Genomic DNA, 11,987 nt, shown 5'->3' on the forward strand with positions numbered 1-11,987 from the left:
TATCGCTTAATTAATCCAAAATATCACAGAATACAAACACAGTGTTTTCTTTCCGCGAAAGCGAGTAAAAAACATTGCAATTTTAATTAAATGGCTGAAAAAGCACAAGACGCAAAGGTTGAAGCAACCGAAGCAAAACAAAACAACGCTCCAGAAGTATCTGAAGCACAAAAAAACCCTGAAAAATTCTTAAAAGAGTTTAACTGGCACAATTACCAAGAAGGTATTGATGAAGTTGAAGATTCTCAATTAAAAGAATTTGAAAAATTAGTATCAGAAAACTTTGTTGACACATTAGATGACGAAGTAGTAGAAGGAGAAGTAGTACACATTACAGATCGTGATGCTATTATTGACATTAACGCTAAGTCAGAAGGTGTTATTTCTTTAAACGAGTTTAGATACAACCCAAATTTAGCAGTAGGAGACAAGGTAGAAGTATTAATTGATGTTCGTGAAGACGCAACAGGACAATTAGTATTATCTCACCGTAAAGCTCGTGTAATTAAAGCTTGGGATAGAGTAAACAAAGCTCACGAAACTGGCGAAATCGTAAACGGTTTTGTTAAGTGTCGTACTAAAGGAGGTATGATTGTAGATGTTTTTGGTATCGAAGCATTCTTACCAGGTTCTCAAATTGACGTTAAGCCAATTAGAGATTACGATCAGTACGTAAATAAAACAATGGAATTTAAGGTTGTTAAAATTAACCACGAATTTAAAAACGTTGTTGTTTCTCATAAAGCGCTTATCGAAGCAGATATCGAAGAGCAAAAGAAAGAAATTATTGGTCAATTAGAAAAAGGTCAAGTATTAGAAGGTGTTGTTAAAAACATCACATCTTACGGTGTATTTATCGACCTTGGTGGTGTAGATGGATTAATCCACATTACAGACTTATCATGGTCTCGTATTAACCATCCAAACGAAATCGTTGAGTTAGACCAAAAATTAAACGTTGTAATCTTAGACTTTGATGAAGATAAGTCAAGAATCCAATTAGGTCTTAAGCAATTATCTAAACATCCTTGGGATGCATTAGGAGAAGAAGTTGCTGTAGGTGACAAAGTAAAAGGTAAAGTAGTTGTAATCGCAGATTACGGTGCATTTATCGAAGTTGCAGAAGGTGTAGAAGGTTTAGTACACGTATCTGAAATGTCATGGTCTACACACTTACGTTCTGCTAACGACTTTGTTAACGTTGGTGACGAAGTAGAAGCAGTAATCTTAACATTAGATAGAGAAGACCGTAAAATGTCTCTTGGTATTAAGCAATTAACACCAGATCCATGGACAGATATTACTACAAAGTATCCTGTAGGTTCTAGACACACTGGTACTGTACGTAACTTTACTAACTTTGGAGTATTTGTAGAATTAGAAGAAGGTATTGACGGATTAATTTATATCTCAGATTTATCTTGGACTAAGAAAATAAAACATCCATCTGAGTTTTGTAACGTAGGTGATAAGTTAGATGTAGTTGTATTAGAATTAGATGTTGAAGGACGTAAATTATCTTTAGGTCACAAACAAACTACAGAAAACCCTTGGGACAAATACGAATCTGAATTTGCTTTAGGTACTACTCACACTGCAGAAATTGCAGACGTAGTAGATAAAGGAGCTACAATTGAGTTTAACGAAGATATCGTTGCATTTGTACCATCTCGTCACATGGAAAAAGAAGACGGAAAAATGCTTAAGAAAGGTGACACTGCTGAATTTAAAATTATTGAATTTAATAAAGAATTTAAGCGTGTTGTAGCATCTCATACTGCTGTATTTAAAGAAGAAGAGATTGCTAACGTAAAAGCTGCTGCTAAAAAAGCAGAAGCTCAAGCTGCAGAAGCAAAACCAACTTTAGGTGATGCTAACGAAGCTTTACAAGCATTAAAAGATAAAATGGACGGTAAGTAATCTTACTTAATTTTATATAATTTAAAAGCCTCTCAATTTTGAGAGGCTTTTTTATTTCGATTATTTACACTTGTATATTATGATTTTTTAGCAAGTACTTTGAAATACTCTTTTATTTTGTAAATAAATGATTATCAGTCATGTAGTGTTTTTCTTGTTAAAAGTGTAGGTATATTCTTCAATAAATTAAAAATTGTTAAAAAAATACGTCATTCATCTAAATTTATTGATTTTGTTATGGTATTTTTTGTAATTTAAATGTAATAGTAAATTATTATTGAAATTATAATGTGCGCACAATTATGGTTTAAATAATAAGCTATCCATTAACTTTTCATTAGTTATAAGATAGCTTTTAATTAATTAACCCTAATTTTTACATTATGAAGAATATTTTACACTTAGTAACAATTCTATTTGTTACAACGCTTATTGGTCAAAACGGAGATACTATAAACGATGCAATTCCTATTGATGGGACATTAACCACTATTAATTTGCTTAATTTTACCAATGCAACAGACTCTGGTCTAACACCATCGTGTTCACCTTCAGAAGATGTTTTTTACGAACATACTGTTAGTTTAGGAGATAACAAAGTTACTATTGCTATGTCTAGTGGTGGTTTAACACTCCTTACAACCGGAATAGATTATCAAATTTTAAAAGCTCCTTCAGGTGATTTAAACCAACTACAAGAAGTTACCTGTAACAGTTACAATATTATATTATTAGTAGGAGGTAGTTTTGAAGTAGTAGTAGATAATGTTAATAATAATGATGTTTATTACTTGAGAGTTTTTAAAAATTCTGGAGTAGGTGTTGATTTATCAGAGCTGCTAGGAGGAACAAGCATTACTATGTCTAGTGAGTTTGATACAACTTTAAGCACACTAAGTCAAGAATTAGAAAATACTAAAATAGTAACTAAAGAAAATAAATTAGAAATTTTAGGAAACAAAAACTTTACATCTTCAACAATTTACGCTTTAACCGGTCAAGAGATATATAAAGAAGATAATACAGAAGTTGTAGATATTGTAGATATTTCTCAATTAAACACAGGAATTTACGTGTTAGTTTTAGAAAACGAAAACACATCTATAACACATAAGTTTATTAAGAGGTAGCAACATTTCTTAATGATTAGTAAAGGAGTTTTAGAAATAAAACTCCTTTTTGTATGTAAAAACAAAAACACCTTTTAACTTATCATATTTTACTTTACCTTTGTTAACCAAACCCGTTTGGAAAACACTATGAGTCAAAGAGTGCTACTTAATGCAACCGAAATAAACATCATTCTTCACAGATTGGCTTGTCAACTTATCGAAAATCATAACGACTTTTTAGATACTGTTTTAATAGGAATTCAGCCCAGAGGAAAGTTTTTAGCAAATAGATTAGCTGAAATTTTAACTAAAGAATATAAAGTTAAAAATCTTCAATTAGGGCATTTAGATATTACGTTTTATAGAGATGATTTTAGAAGAAGTGATAAACCTTTAGAAGCAAATAAGACAGAAATCAACTTTGTAGTAGAAGACAAAAAAGTAGTCTTTATTGACGATGTATTATATACAGGACGCAGTATTCGTGCTGCATTAACAGCAATACAAAGTTTTGGTAGACCTACAGAAATAGAGTTGTTAACACTTATAGACAGACGTTTTAGTAGACATTTACCAATACAACCAGATTACAGAGGAAGACAAGTAGATGCCATTAACAATGAAAAAGTTAAAGTGCATTGGAAAGAAAACGAAGAAGAAGACACAGTATATCTTATAAATAATTAAACTATGAGCGAATTAAGTGTTAATCACTTACTAGGTATTAAATATCTTAAAGAAGAAGATATAGAGCTTATTTTTAAAACAGCAGATCATTTTAAAGAGGTTATTAATAGACCCATTAAAAAAGTACCTTCGCTAAGAGATATAACTATAGCCAATCTATTTTTTGAAAATTCAACACGTACAAAACTGTCTTTTGAGTTAGCAGAAAAAAGACTATCAGCAGATGTCATTAACTTTTCAGCAGGACAATCTTCAGTAAAAAAAGGAGAAACCTTAATAGATACAGTAAATAATATCCTATCTATGAAAGTAGATATGGTAGTAATGCGTCATCCTAATCCTGGTGCAGGTGTTTTTTTATCAAAACATGTAGACGCAGCAATTGTAAATGCAGGAGATGGTGCGCATGAGCATCCAACACAAGCGCTTTTAGATTCGTATTCTATTAGAGAAAGATTAGGTAGTGTAAAAGGAAAAAATGTAGTTATTGTAGGAGATATTTTGCATAGTCGTGTGGCTTTATCAAATATTTTTGCTTTAAAACTTCAAGGAGCAAACGTTATGGTTTGTGGACCTAAAACATTATTGCCAAAACATATTGATAAGTTAGGAGTAAAGGTAGAAACCAACTTACGTAAAGCTTTAAATTGGTGTGATGTAGCAAATATGTTGCGTGTACAAAACGAGCGTATGGATATTAGCTATTTTCCTTCTACAAGAGAATATACCCAACAGTTTGGAGTTAATAAAGAGCTATTAGACAGTTTAGATAAAGAAATAACAATCATGCATCCAGGACCAATAAATCGTGGTGTAGAGATTACTAGTGATGTTGCAGACTCAAAGCAAGCCATAATTTTAGACCAAGTCCAAAACGGTGTAGCTGTAAGAATGGCTGTAATCTATCTTTTAGCTTCAAAAATTAAAAATTAAGTTATGATTATAGATCAAAATGAAAACATAACAACTATAACCCAAGAAAATGCTTCGGTTATAGAATTGGTGAAAAAAATAGAGGCTCTTTACCCAAAATTTAAAAACAATAACATCATTGTTAATTTAAATACAATAAAACCAATTCCTTTAGAACAAATTATAGAGTTTTTAAGAGTTTCTAATCAACATCGTGCAGCAAAACATTCTTTTGTAATTGTAAATGAAGGTATAGATGTAGATAAAACTCCAGAAGAAATAGTAATAGTGCCAACACTTCAAGAAGCACACGATATTATTGAAATGGAAGAAATGGAGCGCGATCTAGGATTTTAAATTCAATTTATGAAGTTAAATATTTTAGGCTGTTACAGCGCAACACCACGTACTTTTACAAATCCTACATCACAAGTTTTAGAAATTAAAAATCATTTATTTTTAATTGATTGCGGAGAAGGAACACAAGTACAATTGCGTAAACATAAAATAAAATTTAACCGCATAAAGCATATCTTTATTTCTCATCTACACGGCGATCATTTTTTTGGCTTAGTAGGCTTAATATCTACATTTAGATTATTAGGTCGTGAGGCAGATCTACATATTCACGCACCAAAAGGATTAAAAGAAGTCATTGTATTACAAATGAAGTTAGCCCAGTCTTGGACTAATTATAATTTGTACTTTCATGAGCTAACTTCAACATCATCAGAGCTTATTTTTGAAGACGAAAAAGTAGAAGTACATACAATACCATTAGACCATCGCATATATACCAATGGGTTTTTATTTAAAGAAAAAATAGGAGAACGCAAGTTGGATATGAATGCAGTGCTTAATGAAGATATTGACGTAGCATATTATCGTAAATTAAAACAAGGTGCAGATGTACCAAATAAAAAAGGAGAAATAGTAAAAAACCAAACGGTAACTTTACCAGCACCACAACCAAAAAGTTATGCATTTTGTAGTGATACAGCTTATAACGAAGCTTTAGTGCCTATTATAAAAAATGCTACAGCACTTTATCATGAATCTACATTTTTAGAAAAACATGCAAAGCTAGCAGCTCCAACAAAGCACAGTACAGCTGTACAAGCCGCAACAATAGCTAAATTAGCCAATGTAGAGCAGTTGATATTAGGACACTATTCAACTAGATATGATAATCTACAAGATTTTAAAACAGAAGCTCAGACTATTTTTAACAATGTAGAATTAGCTGAAGATGGAAAAGTTTTCGAATTTTAGCCGAAATACAAATTACCTACTAACATTTAAAATTTAAATCTTGTAAATTTACCTAAAAATTAAATTTATGGAAAAAGATTTAAGCAATTACCGAAAGTCCTACGAAAAGGGCGAATTACTCCTAAAAGACACACCAGAAAACCCTTTAGAACTCTTCAGAACTTGGTTTAATGAAGTAGATCAACATTTTCCGCAAGATGAAACTAATGCTATGACAGTATCTACTATTGGTTTAGACGGTTACCCAAAAAATAGGGTAGTACTTCTTAAAAAATTTACTTACGAAGGTTTTATATTTTACACCAATTATCAAAGCGAAAAAGGAAAAGCAATAGCCAATAACCCTAATATTTGTTTGTCTTTTTTCTGGCATGGAGCCGAAAGACAAATAATTATTAAAGGTAAAGCAGAAAAGATTGCTCCTAATTTAAGTGATGGTTATTTTGATTCTCGTCCAAAAGGAAGTCAACTTGGTGCGTTAGCTTCAAATCAAAGTGAAGTTGTTGAAAGTAGAGATGTGTTAGAAAATAAGTTAAAAGCTTTAGAATTAGCATATAAAGACAAAGAAGTAGAACGACCAGAATTTTGGGGAGGTTATATTGTTAAACCAATTTCTATTGAGTTTTGGCAAGGTAGGCCTAATAGATTACATGATAGAATTTTATATACGTTAGAAGAAAATTACGATTGGATTAAGAAAAGATTATCTCCTTAAAACATCGTTTAAATACATGTTTTTGATGTAAATAATCGATAAAGTGTATTAAAGAGCGTTAAAAAACATGTATTTAGTCGATTTTAACATTTATTTAACATAATTAGAAATGAACTGTTCATATTTTAGAGGTACCCAAATTATTTATCCCTAAAATTATGAAACTAGCACTTAACCTACTTACTGTTTTTTTCTTTGCTATAACACTATCTTCTTGTAGCACAGATACTTTAGATGATGACCAAAATGTAGCTAAAAGTAATGACATTGTAATTCCTGAAGCTAAAACTATTGAAATAGAGATTTTAGAGCTAATTAACCAGCACAGAATAAGTATTGGTTTAAACGAATTAAAAAGTATAGACATAATTAAAGGTCAAGCGTATTCTCACACAGATTATATGATTGATATTGATGAAGTAAATCATGACTATTTTCATAACAGAAAAGCTTACTTACAAGCTAATGCAGATGCCCAATCTGTATCAGAGAATGTTGCATATGGTTACTCTAGTGCAAATTCTGTAGTAAATGCTTGGTTAAACAGTGAAGGTCATAGACAAACCATAGAAGGAGATTTTAGTCATTTTGAGATATCTGCAGAAAAAAATGCTAATGACAAATGGTATTTTACAAATATTTTTATAAAAAAATAATAAAGGATAATAGCTAAAAAAAAGCCTTCCAATTTGGAAGGCTTTTTTTATTTATAATTATTTGTTATAATAAATTTTGATCGTCTGTTTTCTTCATGTTCTTCATCTGTACATTTAACTCCGTTTTTGCAACGATTTAATATTTGAGATTCTCCATAACCAATAGCGCTTTGTATTCGGTCTTTTGCTATACCTCTAGAAAATAAATAATCTCTAGTAGACTTAGCTCTTCTATCAGATAATTTCATATTATAACTATCATTACCACGACTATCTGTATGAGATTCGATTTTAATAACCATTTTTGGATGTTCTCTCATAACAGCAACTATGTTTTCTAACTCATAAGCAGCATCTGGTCTAATATTAGATTTGTCAAAGTCAAAAAATATCGGGTTAATTACAATTTCATTATCAATAATAAGTGGTTTTAATGATAAATCAATTTCAGTTTCTTCTTGATTAATTGTAGATGTTTCAAACTCTATATTATCAGGTCTGTAGATTGGTTTTTCAGCTAAAATTGTATAAGTTTTCTCGCAATCTATTTTAAACTCGTAATAGCCATCTTCTTTAGTTTGGTACCTTTCCAATATTTTACCATCTATATTAATTAAAGAGACTGTTGCTTTGGATAACAAATCATTAGTTAATTCATCTCTAATTAAACCTTTTACGATTTGTTCACATTTTAGTTTACCAAATGCATAAATATCATCTCCACCTTGTCCTCCTTCTCTGTTAGAAGAAAAATAACCTGTATTTTTTTCTGTATCTATAAAGTAACAAAAGTCATCAAAAGAACTATTAAAAGGAGCTCCTAAATTTTTGACTTCAATATCAGTATTGGTTTTTAAAATATTAGATTCAAAAATGTCTAATAGACCTAGGTTAATATTAGCATCACTAGAAAAGTATAGAGTAGAGTCTTTTGCAACAAAAGGGAATTTTTCGTTTCCTTCTGTGTTAATTTTTGGTCCTAAATTAATAGGTTCTCCAAATGTACCATCATCATTTATAGCTACTTTATACAAATCTGTTTGACCATAACCACTATCCATGTTTGATGAAAATATTAAAGTCTTATTGTCTGGAGTAAGGGTAGGAGCTGTAAAGTCAAAGTTTTCATTATTAAATGGTAATTCTTCAATATTTGTCCAGGTATTATCAACTTTAGTTGCTTTATAAAGTTTTAAATTTGAGGATCCACTTTTATTATATCTTCTTTTTTCCTTTTTATTTACATTATTTCTGGTAAAATACATGGTATTTCCATCATTTGTAATAGTAACAAGACCTTCGTGATCATTTTTAGTATTGATTTCAGAATTTAATTTCGTAGCATTACTAAATACTTTTTTATTGTTTTCTATAGTAATTTCAGATTCAAAAATATTTAAATAAGGTTCATTATTAAGTTCGTATAATTCTTTTTCATTTGTAATAGAATCTTTAACCCAAGTAGAGTAGAAGTATAATTTATTATCTTTTTCGAAGCTACCAAAATCTGAATATTTTGTATTTAGAGGTAAATTTTCAATTTCTACATAAACCTTTTCTGTGCTTGATAATTCTGAATATGTATCTAGATTAAATTTTTCTATATCTTTTATTCGTCTATCTTTTTTATTGTTTTTGTTAAAAATTTTGACAAATTCAATAGCTTCTTCATATTTTTTTTGAGCTCTTAAAGTTTGAATGTATTTATATACATAATCAGAGTTAATGTTTGGATATTTATCAATCGCTTTTTTATACCAAAAAGCAGCTTCTTTTACTTTACTAATGTTAAAGTAGCAGTCTCCTAGTCTTGACAAAATATGTTCTGTACTGTCTTCTTTTTTTAAAGCTTCTTTGTATAACTCTGCAGCATTATCATAATTAAAGTCTCTAAAAAAATTATCTGCAACTTTTGTTTGTGCTATTGAAAACTGACAAACAAAAAATAATATTAAGTATGTAAAATTTAATTTCATCTTTAGAAATATCTTGGAGATTTAACACGTTTTGTTGGTTTAAACACCTCAAACATTAACAATATTTCGTGCGTACCACCAGTGTATGGTCTTAAATCTGTTATATAATGTTCATAAGCGTATCCAATTCTCATTTGTGGCGAAATTTGGAAATCTGCTAATCCTCCGATTGTTGACGTATCTTGATTATATCTATAACTTCCACCAATCCAAAACGTTTCATTAAATAGTAAGTGAGCACTTAAGTCAAAAGTTATTGGAGCACCATTTGTAAATTTAACTACTGTAGAAGGCTTTAGTTTAGTGTTTTCACCTAAATCAAATACGTATCCACCAGTAAAATAATACCCAACACGTTCTAACGCTATGTAATCTACGTTAGGATCTAAAGCAGACTCGTTATAATTTGTATTAATAATTCTAGGAGCAGAAAGACCCAAATACCAACGGTTTTGATGTAAATATGCGCCTACACCAAAGTTAGGATTCCAACGGTTTGTAAAATTGCTAAAAAACGGATCTTGAGATACACTTTGATCATCCAAAAATCCTGCTCTATCTAAGCTATAGTGTATAAAACCAGCACTTAAACCTAATGCTAATTTAGTTTTTTCAGATACTTGAATTGTGTAAGAAAAAGCTCCATTTACGTACACAAAATTTTCATAACCTAATTCATCATTTATAGCTGTAGCACCTAGTCCAATTTTTTCATTTTTTAAAGGCGAATGTATTGATACAGTAGAAGTAGTTGGAGCTCCTTCAAGACCAACCCATTGACTTCTATGTAGACCAACAATACTTAGTGTTTCTCTACTGCCTGCATAAGCAGGATTTATGGAAATTGTATTAAACATGTATTGAGTAAATTGAGGTAATTGTTGAGCAGTTATCTCTAAACAACCTAAAAAGAACAATACAATTATTCCATATTTTGAAAGTTTTTTCATTAATAGCATTTTTATTTAGTACCTAAATATATTGGACCAGCAATTGGGTCTAAACCACTTTCTTTAAGTACTACTACATAGTAATAAGTACCATTTGGTAATCTTCCTGCAGATCCAATTGAAGATGAAGGTGAAACTCCGCTCCAGTCATTTTGGTAATTATCAGATTCATAAACCACATCACCAAATCTGTTAAATAGTTTTACTTCTACAACAAAACCGCAATCAGAAGCTCCTGTAACATTAAATGTTTCGTTATAACCATCTCCATTTGGTGTTACAGCTTTAGATATTTTGATTCTGTCTAAGCTTCCACAAGGTAATACCACACAGTCTTCATTAATATTAACAGTTAATTTAAATGTTTTTAAGCATCCATTATCAATTGTTGTATAAGTAAAGACATAGTCACCTAAATCTACATCTAAAGGATCAAATATTCCATTTGCAATTGAAATTCCGTCTGTTTCAACAGTCCATTCCATATCAGTATCATATCCAAGAGGAAGTTCATTGTATAGATCTATTTCACCATCTTCATAACATCTTGAAATAAATGATTCTTCTATAAAGTTTTCAGTAATGACGTTTATATTATGTGTAATTACTGTGCTGTTTCCACATTCATCTGTTGCAGTCCAAATCCAAGTAATGGTGTACATTTCTTCTTCACCTGTGTATGTTGAAGTTTCTTCAAAAGTAAATTCAATTTCCTGGTTCGAACAGTTGTCTTCAAAAGTTAACTCAGGAACTTCTGGAATGTTTGAACAAACAACATCTGAAGGTAAATCTAATTGAGTCACTAATATTGGACCAACTGTATCTTCAATAGTTAACGTTGCAGAAGTAGACGCCATGTTTCCACAATCATCCGCTACTGTATAGTTTACAGTAATTGTACCACCAAGTCCACAAGTACTCACAAAGTTATTAAAGTCGAAATCAGACGTTACCGTATAGTTAGCATCCGCATCACAACTATCCGTAGGACACGTTTGTAAAGCAGCGATATTAGCCGCATTCCAATCAGATGCTAAAGTACTGTTGTTAGCGCCATCACATTCAATAGTTTCATCTGAAACATCTGAACATAACGCTAAGTCTGGCGCAGTTGTATCTTCAATAGTTAACGTTGCTGAAGTAGAAGCTATGTTTCCACAATCATCCGCTACCGTATAGTTAACCGTGATAGTACCACCAAGTCCACAAGTACTCACAAAGTTGTTAAAGTCGAAATCAGACGTTACCGTATAGCTAGCATCCGCATCACAACTATCCGTAGGACAGGTTTGTAAAGCAGCGATATTAGCCGCATTCCAATCAGATGCTAAAGTACTGTTGTTAGCACCATCACATTCAATAGTTTCATCTGAAACATCCGAACAAAGTGCTAAGTCTGGCGCAGTTGTATCTTCAATAGTTAACGTTGCTGAAGTAGAAGCTATGTTTCCACAGTCATCAGCTACGGTATAGTTAATGGTGATTGTACCACCAAGACCACAAGCACTCACAAAGTTATTAAAGTCGAAGTCAGATGTTACGGTATAGCTAGCATCCGCATCACAACTATCCGTAGGACACGTTTGTAAAGCAGCAATATTAGCCGCATTCCAATCAGATGCTAAAGTACTGTTATTAGCACCATCACATTCAATAGTTTCATCAGCCATATCTGAACATAACGCTAAGTCAGGCGCAGTTGTATCTTCAATAGTTAAAGTAGCAGAAAGCGTAGTTACATTACCACAAGCATCGGTAGCAGTATATGTAACCGGTAGCGTACCACC

General features: G+C 31.3%; 11 protein-coding genes. 8 read left to right on the top strand and 3 right to left on the bottom strand.

Features of this window, described 5'->3' with window-relative positions; all coding sequences use genetic code 11:
- Nucleotides 1-90: 90 nt before the first annotated feature.
- The 8 genes from rpsA to FHS04_RS12345 all read left to right on the top strand — a co-directional run bounded on the left by rpsA (nucleotide 91) and on the right by FHS04_RS12345 (nucleotide 7,274).
- Complete coding sequence (rpsA, locus tag FHS04_RS12310) at nucleotides 91-1,920, top strand: 30S ribosomal protein S1 (protein ID WP_027879960.1); 1,830 nt, start codon at nucleotides 91-93, stop codon at nucleotides 1,918-1,920.
- Nucleotides 1,921-2,303: 383 nt separating this feature from the next.
- The gene (locus FHS04_RS12315) at nucleotides 2,304-3,050 is read left to right on the top strand and encodes a T9SS type A sorting domain-containing protein (protein ID WP_106678336.1); all 747 of its coding nucleotides are present in this window, start codon (nucleotides 2,304-2,306) and stop codon (nucleotides 3,048-3,050) included.
- A gap of 129 nt (nucleotides 3,051-3,179) precedes the next feature.
- On the top strand, nucleotides 3,180-3,719 hold the full coding sequence (gene pyrR / locus FHS04_RS12320; RefSeq protein WP_027879961.1) for a bifunctional pyr operon transcriptional regulator/uracil phosphoribosyltransferase PyrR: 540 nt from the start codon (nucleotides 3,180-3,182) through the stop codon (nucleotides 3,717-3,719).
- 3 nt (nucleotides 3,720-3,722) lie between these two features.
- On the top strand, nucleotides 3,723-4,652 hold the full coding sequence (locus FHS04_RS12325) for an aspartate carbamoyltransferase catalytic subunit (RefSeq protein ID WP_106678334.1): 930 nt from the start codon (nucleotides 3,723-3,725) through the stop codon (nucleotides 4,650-4,652).
- A 3-nt stretch (nucleotides 4,653-4,655) separates the two neighbouring features.
- Nucleotides 4,656-4,988, top strand: coding sequence for a ribonuclease Z (locus FHS04_RS12330; protein ID WP_106678333.1), 333 nt, complete (start codon nucleotides 4,656-4,658; stop codon nucleotides 4,986-4,988).
- A gap of 9 nt (nucleotides 4,989-4,997) precedes the next feature.
- Nucleotides 4,998-5,903, top strand: a complete 906-nt coding sequence (locus tag FHS04_RS12335) for a ribonuclease Z (protein WP_106678331.1) — start codon at nucleotides 4,998-5,000, stop codon at nucleotides 5,901-5,903.
- A gap of 67 nt (nucleotides 5,904-5,970) precedes the next feature.
- Complete coding sequence (gene pdxH / locus FHS04_RS12340) at nucleotides 5,971-6,618, top strand: pyridoxamine 5'-phosphate oxidase (protein ID WP_106678329.1); 648 nt, start codon at nucleotides 5,971-5,973, stop codon at nucleotides 6,616-6,618.
- A gap of 158 nt (nucleotides 6,619-6,776) precedes the next feature.
- The gene (locus FHS04_RS12345; protein WP_106678327.1) at nucleotides 6,777-7,274 is read left to right on the top strand and encodes a CAP domain-containing protein; all 498 of its coding nucleotides are present in this window, start codon (nucleotides 6,777-6,779) and stop codon (nucleotides 7,272-7,274) included.
- A gap of 47 nt (nucleotides 7,275-7,321) precedes the next feature.
- Here FHS04_RS12345 and FHS04_RS12350 read toward each other — a convergent pair whose 3' ends face one another.
- The 3 genes from FHS04_RS12350 to FHS04_RS12360 form a co-directional block, all read right to left on the bottom strand.
- Nucleotides 7,322-9,250, bottom strand: a complete 1,929-nt coding sequence (locus tag FHS04_RS12350) for an OmpA family protein (RefSeq protein ID WP_106678325.1) — start codon at nucleotides 9,248-9,250, stop codon at nucleotides 7,322-7,324.
- 2 nt (nucleotides 9,251-9,252) lie between these two features.
- Nucleotides 9,253-10,200, bottom strand: a complete 948-nt coding sequence (locus FHS04_RS12355; protein ID WP_106678744.1) for a PorP/SprF family type IX secretion system membrane protein — start codon at nucleotides 10,198-10,200, stop codon at nucleotides 9,253-9,255.
- A gap of 11 nt (nucleotides 10,201-10,211) precedes the next feature.
- The coding region (locus FHS04_RS12360; RefSeq protein ID WP_183408378.1) for a gliding motility-associated C-terminal domain-containing protein at nucleotides 10,212-11,987 on the bottom strand (1,776 nt) is incomplete at its 5' end.

It is taken from the genome of Mesoflavibacter zeaxanthinifaciens subsp. sabulilitoris, from assembly GCF_014191595.1.
Taxonomy (GTDB): domain Bacteria; phylum Bacteroidota; class Bacteroidia; order Flavobacteriales; family Flavobacteriaceae; genus Mesoflavibacter; species Mesoflavibacter zeaxanthinifaciens.

Excerpts from the sequence above, each read along its gene's own strand:
- rpsA (WP_027879960.1), top strand. The coding sequence starts at position 91 with ATGGCTGAAAAAGCACAAGACGCAAAGGTTGAAGCAACCGAAGCAAAA.
- FHS04_RS12315 (WP_106678336.1), top strand. The coding sequence starts at position 2,304 with ATGAAGAATATTTTACACTTAGTAACAATTCTATTTGTTACAACGCTT.
- pyrR (WP_027879961.1), top strand. The coding sequence starts at position 3,180 with ATGAGTCAAAGAGTGCTACTTAATGCAACCGAAATAAACATCATTCTT.
- FHS04_RS12325 (WP_106678334.1), top strand. The coding sequence starts at position 3,723 with ATGAGCGAATTAAGTGTTAATCACTTACTAGGTATTAAATATCTTAAA.
- FHS04_RS12330 (WP_106678333.1), top strand. The coding sequence starts at position 4,656 with ATGATTATAGATCAAAATGAAAACATAACAACTATAACCCAAGAAAAT.
- FHS04_RS12335 (WP_106678331.1), top strand. The coding sequence starts at position 4,998 with ATGAAGTTAAATATTTTAGGCTGTTACAGCGCAACACCACGTACTTTT.
- pdxH (WP_106678329.1), top strand. The coding sequence starts at position 5,971 with ATGGAAAAAGATTTAAGCAATTACCGAAAGTCCTACGAAAAGGGCGAA.
- FHS04_RS12345 (WP_106678327.1), top strand. The coding sequence starts at position 6,777 with ATGAAACTAGCACTTAACCTACTTACTGTTTTTTTCTTTGCTATAACA.
- FHS04_RS12350 (WP_106678325.1), bottom strand. The coding sequence starts at position 9,250 with ATGAAATTAAATTTTACATACTTAATATTATTTTTTGTTTGTCAGTTT.
- FHS04_RS12355 (WP_106678744.1), bottom strand. The coding sequence starts at position 10,200 with ATGAAAAAACTTTCAAAATATGGAATAATTGTATTGTTCTTTTTAGGT.